The following is a 16,699-nucleotide window of genomic DNA, read 5'->3' as shown; positions in this document are numbered from 1 at the left end:
GGGGAACGCGGAGCCGCTCGCCGGGTAGCGTCGCTTCCGTGGCCACCGCAGACCGACCCCGCCGCCCGAAGATCGGGCGCATCCCGATCACCGAGCTCGCCCCGAGGACGCCGAACGGCTTCCCCGGCAAGGCATTCGACGGCGAGGTGATCACGTTCGGTGCAACCGTCTTCCGAGAAGGACACGGCATCATCGGCGCCGACCTCGTCCTCGAACGCCCAGACGGTGGAACCCGCACCGTCCCCATGACCCTCGGTGCCCCCGGCACCGACCGCTACGAAGCCACGGTGCAGGTCGACCACGTCGGCGTCTGGACGTGGCACGTCGAGTCGTACTCCGACGACTGGGCGAGCTGGCTGCACGGTGCACGCCTGAAGATCGCGGCCGGCGTCGACACCGAGGCGACGCTGCTCGACGGCGCCGTGCTGCTCGACCGGCTGGCCGAGGAGACCGACTCCCCCGCCGCCACCCGTGCCGCCGCACGCGTCCGGGACACCGACCTCGACCCGGCCGAACGCCTGGCCGCCGTCGACGACCCACGCATCGTCGCCGAGGTCGAGGAGGCCCCGCTCACCTCGCTCCGGACCCACTCCGCCACCCAGCTGCTCGACGTCGAACGCACCCGCGCCGGCGTCGGCGCCTGGTACGAGTTCTTCCCTCGCTCAGAAGGTGCGAAGAAGAACCCCGACGGCTCCTGGAAGAGCGGCGACTTCCGCACCGCGGCCCGCCGCCTGCCCGCCGTCGCCCGGATGGGCTTCGACGTCATCTACCTGCCGCCGATCCACCCCATCGGCACCACCGCCCGCAAGGGGCCGAACAACACGCTCACGCCCGGGCCGCACGACCCCGGCAGCCCCTGGGCGATCGGCTCCCCCGACGGCGGGCACGACGCGATCCACCCCGACCTCGGAACCGAAGACGACTTCCGCGACTTCGTCGAGACGGCGAAGAACACCGGCATGGAGGTCGCGCTGGACTTCGCGCTGCAGTGCTCCCCCGACCACCCCTGGGTCACCCAGCACCCGGAGTGGTTCACGCAGCGTGCCGACGGCTCCATCGCGACCGCCGAGAACCCCCCGAAGCGGTACCAGGACATCTACCCGATCCAGTTCGACACCGACCCCGAGGGTCTGGTCACCGAGGTCGAGCGTGTCCTGCGCCACTGGATCGACTTCGGCATCCGGATCTTCCGCGTCGACAACCCGCACACCAAGCCGCTCTGGTTCTGGGAACGCGTCATCCGCGAGATCCGCGACGAACACCCCGACACCGTGTTCCTCGCCGAGGCGTTCACCCGCCCGGCGATGATGCGCGCGCTCGCCGAAGCCGGGTTCCAGCAGTCGTACTCGTACTTCACCTGGCGCAACACGAAGGACGAGATCGAGGACTACTTCACGGAGCTCTCCCACGAGACGAGCGACTACCTGCGCCCGAACCTCTTCGTGAACACCCCCGACATCCTCACCGAGTACCTGCAGTTCGGCGGCCGTGCCGGCTACAAGGTGCGCGCGGCGCTCGCCGCCACCGGTGCGCCGACGTGGGGCATGTACGCCGGGTACGAGCTCTTCGAGGACGTCGCCCGTCCGGGCTCGGAAGAGAACATCGACAACGAGAAGTACGAGTACAAGCCGCGTGACTTCGCCCTGGCCGAGGCAGAGGGTGCGTCGCTCGCGCCGTACGTGACGATGCTCAACCGCCTCCGAGCGGCGCACCCCGCGCTGCGACAGCTGCGGAACCTGCACGTGCACGCCGCCGAGGACCCGGCGATCGTCGTCTACTCGAAGCACCTGTCGGGCGAGTACATCCGGTCAGGACGCCCCGACACCGTGATCGTGGTCGCCAACGTCGACCCGCACTCCGCCCGTGAGACCACCGTGCACCTGGACCTCGCTGCACTCGGTCTGCCGACCGAGGGCCTGTTCGACGTCCGCGACGTCGTGACCGGTCAGCGCTGGACCTGGGGCGCGTCGAACTACGTCCGCCTGGATGCGTTCCAGGAGCCCGTGCACCTGCTCGTCGTGGAAGGACCCCACCGATGACCCCCGAACCGACCGACCCCACGAAGCGCGGACCGGCCGTCCCGCCCGTACCGCCTCCGCCGCCGGCCGTGCCGCGGTACGAGCCGAAGGTGTCCGCGCCGGACGAGGACCTGCCCGGCGCTCCGCCGGCGCAGCGCGAGGCGCCCGACCGCGGCGTGGCGGAGTCCGCCACGCTCGCCGGGCACCCTGTCGACCCGACGCACCCGCGGCAGCCGTCCGTCGCAGCCGCGGCACCGTCGGAGGCCCCGACGGCCCCGACCGGAGGCGCTGCACCCGTGGTCCGGCCTGCCTCCGTCGACGCTCCGGCCGCCCCGAGCGCCGCTGCTCCGGCGCCGGCTCCGGCTGAGGTGTCGGCATCGACTCCGGCTGACGCCTCAGCTGCTGCCCCTGCCCCTGCCCCTGCCCCTGCCGGTACGGCCACGGATCCGCGTCCGGCTCCGATCGAGGACTGGCTGCGTCTGCAGGTGGCCGAGGGCCGCTGGTCCCAGCCGCACGACGTGCTCGGCCCGCACCCGGTCGACGGCGGCACCAGTGTCCGCGTCGTCCGGCACCTGGCCCGCGCGGTGCGCCTCGTGCGCCCCGACGGCGACGACATCGAGCTCACGCACGAGGGCGACGGGCTCTGGGCCGGCGCCACCGCCGATCCGCTCGGTCGCTACCGCGTCGAGTCGGAGTACGACTCCGACGAGTCCACGGACGAGGACGACGCCACCTGGACCACCGACGACGCGTACCGGTTCGCCCCGACGCTCGGCGAGCTCGACCTGCACCTGTTCGGCGAGGGCCGTGACGAGCAGCTCTGGCACCACCTCGGCGCACACGCCCGCACGGTCGACGGCGTCGACGGTGTCGCGTTCGCCGTCTGGGCGCCCCGGGCGACCGCCGTCCGCGTGATCGGCGACTTCGAGGGCTGGGAAGGCCGCACCACCGCGATGCGCCGTCTGAGCGACCTCGGCGTCTGGGAGCTGTTCTGGCCCGGCGCGGTCGTCGGGCAGCGCTACAAGTTCCAGATCCTCACCGACTCCGGTTGGGTGGAGCGGGCCGACCCGTTCGCCCGCGAGGCCGAGATCGCGCCGGCGACCGCCTCCGTCATCACCGAGTCCACGTACGCGTGGTCCGAGGGTGACGCCGCGTGGATGGAGCGCCGCGCGCAGACCACCACGCACGACGCCCCGATGAGCGTCTACGAGGTGCACCTCGGCTCCTGGCGCCCCGGTCTGTCGTACCGCGAGGTCGCCGACCAGCTCATCGGGCACGTGGAGTACACCGGCTTCACCCACGTGGAGTTCCTGCCGCTCGCCGAGCACCCCTTCGGCGGCTCGTGGGGCTACCAGGTCACCGGGTACTACGCACCGACAGCACGTTTCGGTTCGCCCGACGACCTGCGCTACCTGATCGACCGCCTGCACTCCGCGGGCATCGGCGTGATCATGGACTGGGTCCCCGGGCACTTCCCGAAGGACGAGTGGGCGCTCGGTCGCTTCGACGGCTACGCACTGTTCGAGCACCCGGACCCCCGCCGCGGCGAGCAGCTCGACTGGGGCACGTACGTGTTCGACTTCGGGCAGCCGCAGGTGCGCAACTTCCTGGTCGCGAACGCGCTGTACTGGCTCGAGGAGTTCCACATCGACGGCCTGCGGGTCGACGCGGTGGCCTCGATGCTGTACCTCGACTACTCCCGCACCGACTGGCTGCCGAACATCCACGGTGGCCGCGAGAACCTCGACGCGATCTCGTTCCTGCAGGAGACGAACGCCACGGCGTACAAGCGCTACCCCGGAATCGTGATGATCGCGGAGGAGAGCACCTCGTGGCCGGGCGTGACCCAGCCGACGAGCGCCGGTGGGCTCGGCTTCGGGCAGAAGTGGAACATGGGGTGGATGCACGACTCGCTCGAGTACGTGCAGCGCGACCCCGCGTACCGCAGTTACCACCACGACGAGATCACGTTCTCGTTCGTCTACGCGTTCAGCGAGCAGTTCACGCTGCCGATCAGCCACGACGAGGTCGTGCACGGCAAGGGCTCCCTGTACGGCAAGATGCCCGGCGACGAGTGGCAGAAGCTCGCCAACGTGCGTGCGTACCTGGCGTTCATGTGGGCGCACCCCGGCAAGCAGCTGCTCTTCATGGGCCAGGAGTTCGCGCAGCCCGCCGAGTGGTCCGAGGCGAAGGGCCTCGACTGGTGGCTCCTCGACCAGCCCGGCCACCGAGGTGTGCAGGACCTCGTCGCGGAGCTCAACCGCGTGTACAAGGACTCCCCTGCGCTCTGGACGCACGACTCGACAGCCGACGGCTTCGAGTGGCTCGAGGGCGGCGACGCACCGCACTCGACGCTCGGGTTCCTGCGGAAGGACGGCGACGATCGGGTCGCGGTGTTCGTGAACTTCTCCGGCGTGCCGGTGGAACGTCGCTTCGGGCTGCCGACCGCCGGTGATTGGCACGAGATGCTCAACACCGATGCTGCCGAGTACGGCGGGTCCGGAGTCGGCAACCTCGGCGTCGTCACGGCGGAGGACACCCCGTGGGCGGGCCGCCCGGCCTCGGCGCACCTCGTGGTGCCGCCGCTCGGCGCCGTCTGGCTGAAGCTGGCCCAGTAGCCCGGCCAGCGTCCTCGACGCGACCGATGAACAGACGGGAGGCCCGGTGCCAGCTGGCACCGGGCCTCCCGTCTGTCTCGTGAGGTCAGTACAGGGCGTTCGCCAGGCGGCGACGCGCCGCGACGACGCGCGGGTCCTCGCTGCCGATGAGCTCGAAGTACTCGACGAGCCGGACACGCAGGGCCTCACGGTCGTCCCCGAACACCGTCGGTACGAGGTCGAGCAGCCGCCCGAAGGCGTCGTCGACGTGCCCGCCCGAGATGTCGAGGTCGGCGACCGCCAGCTGTGCCTGGACGTCCTGCGGGCCGGCGGCTGCTGCCGCCCGGATCTCGTCGGCCGTCCGACCGTTGAGCCGGTCGAGCAGTGACACCTGCGCGAGCCCGGCCACGGCCATCTGGTCGTGCGGGTCCTGCAGGATGGCGGTCTTGTACTCCTCGATCGCGGTGGCGTAGTCGCCCCGCTCGATCGCGTCGTACGCGGCCTGGTGGTGCGGCGGGAGTGGCTCCGGCTCCGGCTCGCCCTGCTCGGCGTCAGCGGATGCGACTGCGCCGTCGACGGTCACGCGACCGGCCACGCCGTTCTGCTCGGCGGCCTGGAGGACCTGCTCGTAGACGTCACGGACCTGCGCCTCGGGCAGTGCCCCGACGAAGAGCCCGAGCGGGCGTCCGCCGATCACGGCGGCCACGGTCGGGATCGACTGCGCCTGGAACGCCTGCACGAGCTGCGGGTTCGTGTCGGCGTCCACCTTGGCGAGCACCACGCGGCCGTCGTACTCCGCGGTGAGCTGCTCGAGGATCGGCGAGAGCTGCTTGCACGGCCCGCACCACTCGGCCCAGATGTCCACGATGACCGGGACGACGTTCGACAGCTCCAGGACATCCTGGAACGTCGCGTCGGTGACGTCGATCACGAGCGACGGGACGGTCAGGTCGGCACCGTTCACGGTGCCGCCTTCCGTGCCGGGAGCGGCTCCGCTGGCGGAACCCGCCGGGGCCGGAGCGCCGGACGGCTGGGGCGGCCGCTGTGCGCGGTCGACGAGCGACGACAGGTCCACGGCTCCGCGGAGCCCGGACGGGGTCGGGGTCGGGGGGATGTTGCTCATTGCACCTCACTTGCTGCGGTCAGGCCCTGTGTGAACCCGAGCAGGACCACTTTGCCATCCGAGGCGACCGGCGGCACGTAGAAGAGCAACTGGACGCTGTAGGTCGCGCTGATGCCCTTCTTGCTCGTGTCCACGCCGGACAGTGCCTTGACGGCACCCTCGGTGTTCACCTCGGCACCCGACGCGGTCGGGGTCACCTTCTCGATCTCGTCCAGGTCGGCGGAGACCAGGGCGCCGGCGTCGTCCGTCGCGATGGCGACGGCGGAGTCGGCGGGTGCCTCGGACGAGTACTCGATCTTCGCCGTGTCCGGCAGGGCCTTGGCCTTCTTGTCCTTGTACGCCTTGCCGATGGTGGTGCGGAGCGCGTCGCCCTCGGTCGCGAACAGGTCGGCGTACTCACTGGCGGTGTCCTTCGACAGGATGTCGCCGTAGGCGGTCGCGACCTGGTCGGGCTGGATCGTCAGGAGCTTCGACTCCGGCGCGAGCAGTGCTGCACCGATCGTCGTCGGGGCGAGGCTCGGGATCTTCGCGTCGGCCTCGAGCGAGACGTCGTACGCCACCTTGTACGGATCGCGGGCAGTGTCCTGCACCAGGGTCAGGGCCTGCGGTGCGGACTTGGCGTCACAGTCCTCGGCGACGATCGTGAAGACCGTGCGCGGCCAGGTGTCGGTCTGCTGCGGCAGCGCGACGCACACCTGCGCGGCCGAGATCGCCGGCGGTGCCTTGACGTCCGAGTCCTTGCCGCGGATCGAGTAGTTCGCCAGACGGAGATCGAGCGCCGCTCCGGAGAACCGGGTCCGGACCAGGTCGCGGTCGCGGGCCCCGTCGGCCTGCTCGGCGACGGCGGCGGTGCGCTGCACGATGCGGGTGATCTGCTGCTTGGTCGCAGCCGTCGGCTCCGTGGTCTCAGCAGCCCCCGTGGCGGTGGCCGTCGGGGTCGGCGTGGCGAGCGACGGGTCGCCACCCTGCGGCCAGTAGTCCGAGGAACAGCCGGCCAGGGTCAGGGCGCCGACGAGCAGCACCGGGACGCCGACGAGCGCACGCGTGCCGCGACGACCGCGGCGCGGCACCTGGGCTCCGGCGGCGGCTGCTCGACGGGACGCACGCACCCGCGGCGGGCGGCTGCCACCACTGCGACGGCGGGGACCGCGGCCACGGCGCTGGTGCAGGAAGGCGAGGACGAGCAGCACGAGACCTCCGAGGACGAACACGCCGCCGGCCACGAGCAGCGGACCGACCGCCGGCGTCGCGGTGTCCTGCGGCCAGGTGACGGACACGTCGCTCGGCGCTGCGGCCGTGCCGTCGCTCACGACGAGGACCGAGACGTCCTGCGGCAGGCGGACGGTGAACTGTCCGGCACCGTCGTACTCCTGGTACCAGAGGTCACTGCCCTTCGGCGAGGGGACGCTGGTCTCGCTGCCCGAGGTCGACCCGACCAGCGAGCCCTTCTCGGCGTCGAAGCGGAGCGTGGTGTGCTCGGCGTCACCGATCCAGGCATCCACGTCGGCGGTCTTGCCGTAGGCCGCGAAGACCTTGCCGGAGCCGGACACGTTGATGCGCTGGTAGCCGGGGTTGGCGTTGAGCGTCGTCCCCGGGATCACGGTCACCGGGGCGGAACTGGTCGTCGAGCTCTCGGCCACGAGTGAGGACGGCGGCGCGAACACGGTCCGCTGTCCCACCGCCAGCGCCACGAGCAGCAGACCGATGACGAAACTGACGATCGCCAGGACGAATCGCACGAACTCTCTCCCTACCGCGCCGGGGTGGGGATGTCGGCGCGCGAATCAGCGACTCAGGATAGCGAGCAACGCTGGACAGCGCATCAATCTGCGCTGTCGCCGGACTCAGACGACCCGCTCCGGCCGCCACTACAATCGACCGCGGGCCGATCCAGGCCCTCCGCCGAGCACCCAGGAGCGACACGTGGCGAACGACGAGGCCGAGTTCGGGACCGAGCTGCGGGGGTACCGCCGCGACGAGGTGGAGCGTTCGCTGAACGACCTGCGCCGCGAGCTCATCAAGTCGAACAACGACCGCGCCGACGCCGCGAAGGAGATCCGTCTCCTGCAGGCCCGGGTCTCCGAACTGCAGGGCGAGCTCGACGAGGCCGGCACGCCCACGTACAGCGGACTGGGCACCCGCCTCGAGTCCACCCTGCGTGTGGCCGAGGAGCAGTCGACCCGGCTCATCAGCCAGGCGGACATCGACGCCCAGCGGCTCCGTGCCTCGAGCCGCGCCGAAGCCGAGCGCACCGTCCGCGAGGCCCAGGAGGAAGCGCGCGACACCCTCGAGGACGCCCGCACCCGCGCCACCAACGAACTGACCCGCGCCCGCGCCGAGGCAGCCGACACCGTCGAACGTGCCCGCGCCGAGGCCGGTCTGCTCACGCAGGACGCCCGCAACGAAGCCGCCTCGATCCGCGGGGCCGCCGTGACCGAGGCCGCCGAGGTCCGTTCCGTCGCCATCCGCGAGACGAACGCACTGCGCGCGCAGGTCGAGCACGAGGTCGCCGAGCTCCGCGAGATCGCCCAGCGCGAGTCCGCCGACGCCCGCACCGCCGCGGCCGAGCTCGACCGCGAGACCGAGCACCGCCGTTCCGTCTTCGAGGCCGACCACACCCGCCGCACCGAGGACCTCGACCGCGAGGAGACGACCCGGCGCGAGGCCCTCGAGCGCGAGGTCACCGAGGGCCGTGCCGCCTGGCACCGTGAGCGTGACGAGGAGCAGCAGGCACACGCCCTGGCACTCGAGACCGGTCGCGCCGAACTCGAGTCCGAGGTCACCCGCCGTCGCGCCGAGCTCGACACGGAGGTCGCGGACCGCCGCCGCGAGCTCGACGAGGAACTCGCCGCCGCCCGCGCCCAGTGGGACCGCGAACTGGCTGCAGCCCGCACCGCGCTCGAGCAGGAGATCGAGGCGGCCCACGCCCAGCTCCGTGTCGACGAGGAGCAGACCCGGGTCGAGAACGCGCGCCTGGTGCAGGAGACCGCCGACCGGATCGCCCGTGAGCTCGAGGAGCACGACGCCCGGATCGCGCAGGAGCGCGCCGAGGCCGACGCTGCAGCCGAGCGTGCGGTCCGGGAGCACGAGAACGCCATCGCCGCCCGACGCGAGCGTGAGCACGCCGAGGTCGACACCGAGATCGCCGACCGTCGCACTGCCGAGCTGGGGGTGCTCGAGGCCGAGCGCACCGCCCTGCGGCAGGAGATCGACACGGCCCGCGCCGCCCTGGTCAAGGAGCGTGACGAGGTGCGCGCCGAGATCGCCCGGGAGCGCGACGAAGCGCGCACGACGCTCGAGTCGGAACTCGCGTCCCGCCGCGACGACGCCGAGCAGGACTACCTGCGGAAGCACCACGAGACCGTGACCGAGACGCAGAAGTACCTGGACGAGGCCAACCTGCAGCTCGCCGAGGCCACCCGCCGCGCGACCGAGGCCCGCGAGCGCGCCGAACGCCTGCAGCAGGAGGCCGACGACCTCGAGCGCACCAGCACAGCCGAGGCCCAGGAGCACGCCCGCACCATCATCGCCGACGCGCAGGACCGCGTGCACCGGATGGTCGCCGACGCCGAGGAGCGCACCGCCGGCGTCATCGCCGAGGCCGAGGACCGCCTGGCGGCGATCCGCACCGAACGCGAAGCCGTCGCGGGCTACCTCGAGAACCTCCGCGGGGTCCTCACGAACGCCACGGGCCTGCTCGGCACGGCACCCGCCGCAGCGTCCGCTGCGGACGCTGACGACGACGTGGACGCGACCGACCGCTGACGGTCCACGGCCTGGAGGCGTGACCCGCGCCTCCAGGCCGTCCCACCTGGTGCAGGTGGCGGGCTGCAGGGCTTCGTGCGGACGTGGTCAGACGGGCCAGTTGGTCGGCAGCGGGGCGCTGCCCGGCACGACGAGGTCGGCGATCGCGTCGAGGACGATCCGCACGTACCGCTCTCCCACCCACAGGTGCTTCGCGCCGGCCACGGGCACGACCCGGACGTTCGGGGCGAGCGCGAACCGTGCCGCGGCGGCTTCGGGCTGCAGGAAGTCGTCGTGTTCCGGGACGAGCGCCACGACCGAGACACCGACGGCAGCCCAGCGGGCGAGCTCCTCGTCCGAGGTGCGGTGCAGCGGTGGCGACAGCAGGACGACGCCGGCGACCGTGCCGGCCTCGACGTGTTCGAGCGCGTGCTTGAGGATCACCTCGGTGCCGAAGGACCACCCCACCAGCCACGGCGTCGGCAGGCCGCGGTCGGCGACCTCGGCGACGGCCGCGCGCAGGTCGAAGCCCTCGGACACGCCCTCGCCGAAGACACCCTCGGACGTGCCCCGGGGCGACGTGACGGACCGGAAGTTGAAGCGCAGCACCGCGATGTCGGCGAGGGCGGGCAACCGTGCGGCGGCCTTCTTGAGCACGTGCGAGTCCATGAACCCGTGCGCGGTCGGCAGCGGGTGGAGCGTGACGATGGCCCCGCGAGCCGGGGTGTCGGCAGGCTCGGCGAGCTCACCGACGAGCGTCAGGTGGTCGTCCGTGACGAGCTCGACCTCGGTGCGACGGGCCGGTAGCTCGGTGGCCGATCGGATCTCGGTGTCGTGCGTCACGTCACGCTCGGTCATGCGATGCTCCAGCAGTGGTTGTGCCAGTGCCGGCGCGACGCCAGGTCGGCAGCGTCACCGAGCACGCCGTCCGCACGCCAGACCACCACGTGGGCGGTGCCGGGCAGGACGGTTCCGCCGCACCCCGGGCAGATGTACTCCTTCTGCGCCGACGCGGCCGAGATCGGCTGCACCTGGTACTCGCGACCGTGGCGGACCTCGGTGCGCTTCCACGAGCTCATCAGCCGATCGAGGGTGGTCTCCTCGTCAGGCTCGACGTCGCGACCACGGGGACGCCGCGGTCGGTTGCTGCGCGGCACCCGAGCAGCCGATCAGTACCAGTTGTTGGCCTGGCTGTGCCCCCAGGCACCGCAGGGGGTGCCGTAGACGCCGGCGATGTAGTTGAGACCCCAGGTGATCTGCGTGGCCGGGTTGGTCTGCCAGTCGGCGCCGGCCGTGGCCATCTTGCTGCCGGGGAGGGCCTGCGGGATGCCGTACGCACCGCTGGGGTTGTAGGCGTTCACCCGCCAGCCGGACTCCTTGTTCCACAGCGAGACCAGGCAGTTGTACTGATCGGTGCCCCAGCCACGAGCCGTGACCTGCTGCAGGGCGATGGCCTGCGCGCTGCCCGGGTCGGGCGTCGCGGCGGTCGCGGCGAGCGTGTTGGCGGCCGAGACCGGCTGGGTCTCGGTGGCCGCAGCGTCCGCGCTGTCGTCGGTGGTCTCGGCGTCGGCGTCGGCCTCTTCGACGACGGGCTTGACGACCTTCGGGGCCGGGACGGTGACGTCGTAGCCGTCACGGTCGGCGGCGGCCACGGCGTAGGTGCCGTGCGCGGTGTACTGCTGCGGCGCCGGCGGCGTCTTCACGAGCATCGGGGTGTCGACGGCGGCCTGTGCCACGTCCGCCTGCAGCGGGTTGAACAGCGAGCCGCCGACGAAGAGGAACACGCCGACGAAGGACATCATCGGCGCGACCGCCCGCTTGCGGGTCGCAGCGTTCACCGACGAAGCGGCGGGCTTGCCGAGCTTCGGCGTCGCGCGGCGCTGCACCGTCGCGGTGCGCTGCTTCGCGGGACGCTGGTCGGCGTCGTTCAGGGCATCGTGGGCGAAGGACGCCACACGCTCGTCGGAGACGCGGTTCGCCGCCACCGACTTCGGCATGGCGACCGGACCCGTCGCCGCGGGCGCTGCCTGCGGGGTCACCCCGAACGCCGACGTCTCCGTCGTGCGGGTTCGCTGCATTGCCGCGCGGCGCTCACCGGAAGCCTGGAGGCTGAGGTGCTCGCGGGTATCGCGGTCGGAGCTTGAGTCTGCCGTGTGCCTGCCCATGAGTAGGACCAGGGTAACGGAACGATCACGGAAAGCGAAGCACCTGGGGACAGCGCGTCGTCACCGGACAGCGAGCATCACTTCGACGACGGCGTCGAGCAGCGCATCGACCTGCGCCTCGCGGTACCCGCCGTGCTTCGGGCGGAAGACGATCGAGCGGACCTCGGTGAGGCTGAGCGGCTTGCCCTCGCGGAAGTACCCGGCCAGCCGGGCAGCGAACGCGTCGACGTCCTTCGGGTGGTACCCGGTGCCGAGCACGCTGACCCGGCTGAACCGTTGCCCGTCGGGCCGTTCGAGCCGCGCCACGACGTCGGAGGCCTTCGTCCGCGCCTCGGCGTACCAGGCCTTCTTGCCCACCTCGCTCATCTCCCGCTCGCGCTCGCGGGCCGCGAAGGCGTCCTCGAGTCGCTCGAGTGCGGCGTCGACGTGCGACGTGGAGTACCCGCCCTTGCGCATCGAGAACGCCGTGGCGCGGATCTTCGCGGCTTCGATGCCGGGGGCGCTGTCGTCGGCGGAGTACGCGCGCCGGGCGTCCTCGAGGAAACGCTCGACTTCGTCGACGTCGTAACCGAGGGCGGAACGGGCTGCGGTCGGGAAGGTGGTGGCCACGGCGTCATTCTGCCAGTCCCCCGCCATGGCACAACCTGGACGCGCTGAGTGGGGCGTTCAGCCCGGGACGGGCGCGGTCAGTGGTTGACGATCAGGTACAGCACGTAGGCGACCGCGGCGGACGGCAGGATGCTGTCGATGCGGTCGAGCAGGCCACCGTGTCCGGGCAGGAACGACGAGATGTCCTTGATGCCGAGGTCACGCTTGATCATCGACTCGGTCAGGTCGCCGAGCGTGGCCGAACCGGAGATGAGCACACCGAGCAGGACACCGGTCCACCAGGGCAGCCCGAGCATGAACACGGCCACCAGGATGCCGACGACGATGCTCGCCGCCACGGACCCGGCGAAGCCCTCCCACGTCTTCTTGGGGCTGATGCGCGGAGCCATCGGGTGCTTGCCGAGGTTCAGCCCGGTGGCGTACGCGCCGGTGTCGACCGCGACGACGACGAGGATGAACGCGATCACCCAGAGGTTGCCGTCCGGCTGGGCGGAGAGCAGCACGACGCACGCGCCGAGCAGTGAGATGTAGGCCTGGACGAACAGCCCGTTCGTGAGGTCTCGGGCGACGTTGCCGGCCGGGGGCTTCTGCCGCGCGAGGGCGACCTCGACCAGTCGCCAGGCGCTGATCAGGACGATGCCGCCGAGCAGGGTGAACAGCGCCGCCACCTGCCCGAGCAGGAACGCCGCCGGCACGACCGCGATCGCGACAGCGACGCTCGGGATCCGCGGGACGTCGCGCCCGGCGAACCGCATCGCACTCGTCAGCTCGTAGACGCCGACCCCGAGCAGGAACGCCGCGACCACCATGAAGGAGGGCGTGAACAGGAGCAGCGTGCCGAGCATCACGACCGCGAACGCGAGCGCGATGCCGATCGCCGCCGGCAGGTTGCGCCCGGTCCGCGCGGTCAGCGCTTCGTTGCGCGCGCCGAAGTCGGCCTTCCGCTGGCGGAGCTGCGCCTCGAAGTCGGTGCGCGCCGCTCGTGCACGCGCATCGAAGTCCTGACGGAGCCCCTTCTTCACGGGCCCGCTCGACGCGGGCCCGTGCTCTGCTGTGGGGCGGTCCTCGCCCTGGTCGGAGCGACGCATCAGACCTCGAGGAGTTCGGCTTCCTTCTTCTTCAGCGCGTCGTCGATCTGGTCGACGTGCTTCTTCGTCAGGGCCTCGAGGTCCTTGTCGCCACGCGAGATCTCGTCGTCGGAGATCTCACCCTTGAGCGCGTCGAGGTCGTCCTTGGCCTTGCGGCGGATGTTCCGGATGACGACCTTGTGGTCCTCGCCCTTCGTCCGCACGAGCTTCACGAACTCCTTGCGGCGGTCCTTGGTGAGCTCCGGGATCGTCACGCGGACGATGTCGCCGTCGTTCGTCGGGCTGGCGCCGAGGTTCGGGAACGTCGCGATGGAACGTTCGATCTCCTTGAGCGCCGACTTGTCGTACGGCGTGACGATGAGCGTGCGGGCCTCGGGCGTCTGCAGGGATGCGAGCTGCGCGAGCGGCGTCGGCGTGCCGTAGTAGTCGACCGGGATCTTCTGGAAGAGCGCGGCGTTGATCCGGCCGGTACGGACGGTCGAGAAGTCGTCCTTGGCGACCTCCACGGCCTTCGCCATCTTCTCGGTGGCTTCGGTCAGGACATCACTGATCACGGTGTTACTCCTTCGGTACTGGCGTCGAGTCTAGTCAGCGCCGGGGGTCAGTTGCTGACGACGGTGCCGATGCGCTCGCCACGGATCGCGGCCTGGACGTTGCCGTCGCCCTCCATGCCGAAGACGTGCATCGGCATGCCGTTGTCCATGCAGAGCGAGAACGCGGTGGCGTCGACGACCTTGAGGCCCTTCAACAGCGCGTCCTGGTAGGTCACGTGGTGCAGCTTCTCAGCGGTGGCGTCCTTCTTCGGGTCGGCGGTGTACACGCCGTCCACGCCGTTCTTGGCGACGAGGACCTCGTCCGCCTTGATCTCGAGCGCACGCTGCGCCGCCACCGTGTCGGTGGAGAAGTACGGCAGTCCGGCACCGGCGCCGAAGATGACGACCCGGCCCTTCTCGAGGTGCCGCTCGGCGCGCCGCGGGATGTACGGCTCGGCGACCTGGGTCATCGCGATGGCGGACTGCACCCGGGTTGCAGCTCCCGCCTGCTCGAGGAAGTCCTGCAGCGCGAGAGCGTTCATCACCGTGCCGAGCATGCCCATGTAGTCGGCGCGCCCGCGGTCCATGCCGCGCTGCGAGAGCTCGGCTCCGCGGAAGAAGTTGCCCCCGCCGACGACGATCGCGATCTCGACCTCGCGCGCGGCGACGGCGATCTCCTTGGCGATGGTGCCGATCACGTCGGGGTTCACCCCGAGGGAGCCGGCGCCGAACGCCTCTCCCGACAGCTTCAGCAGAACGCGGCGTCGTCCGGTCTTCTCGTCGGTCATCTGGTCCGCACCCTTCGTCGTGGTCTCGTGGAAATGTACTCGCGGATGTGTCGCGCGCGTGTCGTGCCGGCGCGCGCGAAAAACGGGGCCAGGAACCTGGTTGGTTCCTGACCCCGTCACGGGTTCGTTACGCGCCGACCTTGACGCGGGCGAAGCCCTGGATCGTGATGCCGGCGTTCTCGGCGGCCTTCGCGACGGAGATCTTGTTGTCCTTCGCGTAGTCCTGGTCGAGGAGTGACACCTGCTTGATGTAGGCGTTCACCCGGCCCTCGACGATCTTCGGGAGCGCAGCCTCGGGCTTGCCCTCTTCGCGCGTGATCGCCTCGACGGTCGCACGCTCCTTCTCGATGGCCTCCGCCGGGACCTCGTCGCGGGTCAGGTACGTCGGGTTCGCGAACGCGACGTGCTGTGCGATCGAACGTGCCTCGGCGGCGTTGTCACCCTCGTACGCGATGACGACGGCGATCTGCGGCGGCAGGTCCTGGCTGGTCTTGTGCAGGTAGATCTCGAAGGCCGAGCCCTCGACACGGCGGACCGTGCGGACCTCGAGCTTCTCGCCCAGCGCAGCAGCCGACTCGTTGACGACCTCGAGGACGGTCTTGCCGTCCAGCGGTGCGGCGTTGGCGGCGGCGACGTCGGCGGCACCGGCAGCGGCGACCGCGCCCAGCACCTTGTCGGCGAGGGTCGTGAACTTCTCGTTCTTCGCGACGAAGTCGGTCTCGCTCGCGAGCTCGACGACCGTGGCGGCGCCGTTCTCGGAGGTCGCGACGACGACGCCTTCAGAGGTGGCACGGTCGTCGCGCTTGGCGACGGCCTTCGCACCCTTGATGCGGAGCAGCTCGACGGCCTTGTCGTAGTCGCCGTCGGCCTCGACGAGCGCGTTCTTCGCGTCCATCATGCCGGCGCCGAGGTCCTCGCGGAGCTTCTTCACGTCAGCAGCGGTGAAGTTTGCCATTGACTGGAGTCCTTTCTGGACTGTACGTGTGTGGAGAGTGGTGTGCAGTCGGGGCGCCGGACCCGGTGGGGTCCGGCGCCCCGGCGACTCACTCGGCGGGGGTGGTCTCCGCGGCTGCCTCGGCCTCGGCCGTCGGCTCCGCGTTCTTCGCCTCGTCGGCGATCGGCTCGCCGATCTCCTTCGCGGCGACCTGCGCGTCAGCATCGTTCTCCTCGACCGGGGCGGCGGGCGCCTCGGTCGTGGCGGCGGTCTCGCCACCGAGGAGCTCCTGCTCCCACTCGGCGAGGGGCTCGCTGGCCTCGTCCTCGTCGCCGCCGTTGTGGCGGGTCTTCAGGCCCTCGGCCGCGGCGTCGGCGACGATGCGGGTCAGGAGGCCGACGGAGCGGATCGCGTCGTCGTTGCCCGGGATCGGGTACGTGATCTCGTCGGGGTCGCAGTTGGTGTCGAGGATGCCGATGATCGGGATACCGAGCTTCTGCGCCTCGTCGACGGCGAGGTGCTCCTTCTTGGTGTCGACGATCCAGAGCGCGCTCGGGGTCCGCGTGAGGTTGCGGATACCACCGAGGGTCTTGTGGAGCTTGTCCAGCTCGCGCTTCTTGATGAGGAGCTCCTTCTTGGTGAAGCCCTTCGTCGTGTCGTCGAAGTCGATCTCCTCGAGCTCCTTCATGCGCGCGAGGCGCTTGGAGACCGTCTGGAAGTTCGTGAGCAGACCGCCGAGCCAACGCTGGTTGACGTACGGCTGGCCGACGCGGGTCGCCTGCTCGGCGATGGAGCCCTGGGCCTGCTTCTTGGTGCCCACGAAGAGGATCGTGCCACCGTGCGCGACCGTCTCCTTGACGAAGTCGTACGCGCGGTCGATGAAGGCCAGCGACTGCTGCAGGTCGATGATGTGGATGCCCGAGCGCTCGGCGAGGATGAATCGCTTCACCTTCGGGTTCCACCGACGGGTCTGGTGTCCGAAGTGGACGCCGCTGTCGAGCAGCTGGCGGATGGTGACGACGGCCATGTGCCGTCCTCCTTCTGTGTTCTCGGCGCGCAGCCGTGCTCTCGCACGTCGCTGCGGACCTGTTGCGGTTGTG

The 16,699-nt window shown here is 70.8% G+C and carries 14 protein-coding genes; 3 read left to right on the top strand and 11 right to left on the bottom strand.

From position 1 onward, the window contains the following. The first annotated feature begins 38 nt into the window (after positions 1–38). Together H7A73_RS08655 and glgB are read left to right on the top strand one after the other, a co-directional pair. Positions 39–2,039 carry an alpha-1,4-glucan--maltose-1-phosphate maltosyltransferase gene (locus H7A73_RS08655; protein ID WP_182065619.1) on the top strand — a complete coding sequence of 667 codons (2,001 nt, stop codon included), beginning with the start codon at positions 39–41 and terminating at the stop codon, positions 2,037–2,039. Then, a complete protein-coding gene (gene glgB / locus H7A73_RS08650; protein WP_182065618.1) occupies positions 2,036–4,636 on the top strand; it encodes a 1,4-alpha-glucan branching protein GlgB in 2,601 nt (866 codons plus the stop codon). Before H7A73_RS08655 ends, glgB begins: the two co-directional genes overlap by 4 nt. 85 nt (positions 4,637–4,721) lie before the next feature. On the opposite strand, the gene H7A73_RS08645 is transcribed toward glgB, so the two are convergent. Together H7A73_RS08645 and H7A73_RS08640 are read right to left on the bottom strand one after the other, a co-directional pair. Then, entirely contained in the window at positions 4,722–5,738 is a 1,017-nt protein-coding gene (locus tag H7A73_RS08645) for a tetratricopeptide repeat protein (protein WP_182065617.1), read from the bottom strand. Next, positions 5,735–7,477 carry a hypothetical protein gene (locus H7A73_RS08640; protein ID WP_182065616.1) on the bottom strand — a complete coding sequence of 581 codons (1,743 nt, stop codon included), beginning with the start codon at positions 7,475–7,477 and terminating at the stop codon, positions 5,735–5,737. The genes H7A73_RS08645 and H7A73_RS08640 overlap by 4 nt, the downstream gene beginning before the upstream one ends. 184 nt (positions 7,478–7,661) lie before the next feature. Between H7A73_RS08640 and H7A73_RS08635 the strand changes: the two genes are divergently transcribed. Continuing rightward, positions 7,662–9,503, top strand: a complete 1,842-nt coding sequence (locus H7A73_RS08635; RefSeq protein ID WP_182065615.1) for a hypothetical protein — start codon at positions 7,662–7,664, stop codon at positions 9,501–9,503. An 87-nt stretch (positions 9,504–9,590) separates the two neighbouring features. Here H7A73_RS08635 and H7A73_RS08630 read toward each other — a convergent pair whose 3' ends face one another. The 9 genes from H7A73_RS08630 to rpsB form a co-directional block, all read right to left on the bottom strand. After that, positions 9,591–10,340, bottom strand: coding sequence for an alpha/beta hydrolase (locus H7A73_RS08630; protein WP_182065614.1), 750 nt, complete (start codon positions 10,338–10,340; stop codon positions 9,591–9,593). Beyond that, positions 10,337–10,639: a hypothetical protein gene (locus tag H7A73_RS08625; RefSeq protein WP_111103455.1), complete on the bottom strand. Its 303-nt coding sequence runs from the start codon at positions 10,637–10,639 to the stop codon at positions 10,337–10,339. The genes H7A73_RS08630 and H7A73_RS08625 overlap by 4 nt, the downstream gene beginning before the upstream one ends. 12 nt (positions 10,640–10,651) lie before the next feature. Further along, a complete protein-coding gene (locus H7A73_RS18075; protein ID WP_259362784.1) occupies positions 10,652–11,560 on the bottom strand; it encodes a transglycosylase SLT domain-containing protein in 909 nt (302 codons plus the stop codon). A 147-nt stretch (positions 11,561–11,707) separates the two neighbouring features. Continuing rightward, positions 11,708–12,256, bottom strand: coding sequence for a DivIVA domain-containing protein (locus tag H7A73_RS08615; protein WP_071406375.1), 549 nt, complete (start codon positions 12,254–12,256; stop codon positions 11,708–11,710). A 77-nt stretch (positions 12,257–12,333) separates the two neighbouring features. After that, positions 12,334–13,344: a phosphatidate cytidylyltransferase gene (locus tag H7A73_RS08610; protein ID WP_247738017.1), complete on the bottom strand. Its 1,011-nt coding sequence runs from the start codon at positions 13,342–13,344 to the stop codon at positions 12,334–12,336. Next, positions 13,344–13,898: a ribosome recycling factor gene (gene frr, locus H7A73_RS08605; protein ID WP_182065613.1), complete on the bottom strand. Its 555-nt coding sequence runs from the start codon at positions 13,896–13,898 to the stop codon at positions 13,344–13,346. Before frr ends, H7A73_RS08610 begins: the two co-directional genes overlap by 1 nt. Positions 13,899–13,945: 47 nt before the next feature. Further along, positions 13,946–14,665: a UMP kinase gene (gene pyrH, locus H7A73_RS08600; RefSeq protein ID WP_071406376.1), complete on the bottom strand. Its 720-nt coding sequence runs from the start codon at positions 14,663–14,665 to the stop codon at positions 13,946–13,948. 127 nt (positions 14,666–14,792) lie between these two features. Next, a complete protein-coding gene (gene tsf, locus H7A73_RS08595; RefSeq protein ID WP_027465873.1) occupies positions 14,793–15,620 on the bottom strand; it encodes a translation elongation factor Ts in 828 nt (275 codons plus the stop codon). 88 nt (positions 15,621–15,708) lie between these two features. Then, positions 15,709–16,626, bottom strand: coding sequence for a 30S ribosomal protein S2 (gene rpsB / locus H7A73_RS08590; RefSeq protein ID WP_027465874.1), 918 nt, complete (start codon positions 16,624–16,626; stop codon positions 15,709–15,711). Positions 16,627–16,699 lie beyond the last annotated feature (73 nt).

The organism is Curtobacterium sp. ME12 (assembly GCF_903970855.1).
Lineage (GTDB): Bacteria > Actinomycetota > Actinomycetes > Actinomycetales > Microbacteriaceae > Curtobacterium > Curtobacterium poinsettiae_A.
This window is presented reverse-complemented; position numbering and strand designations above follow the sequence as displayed.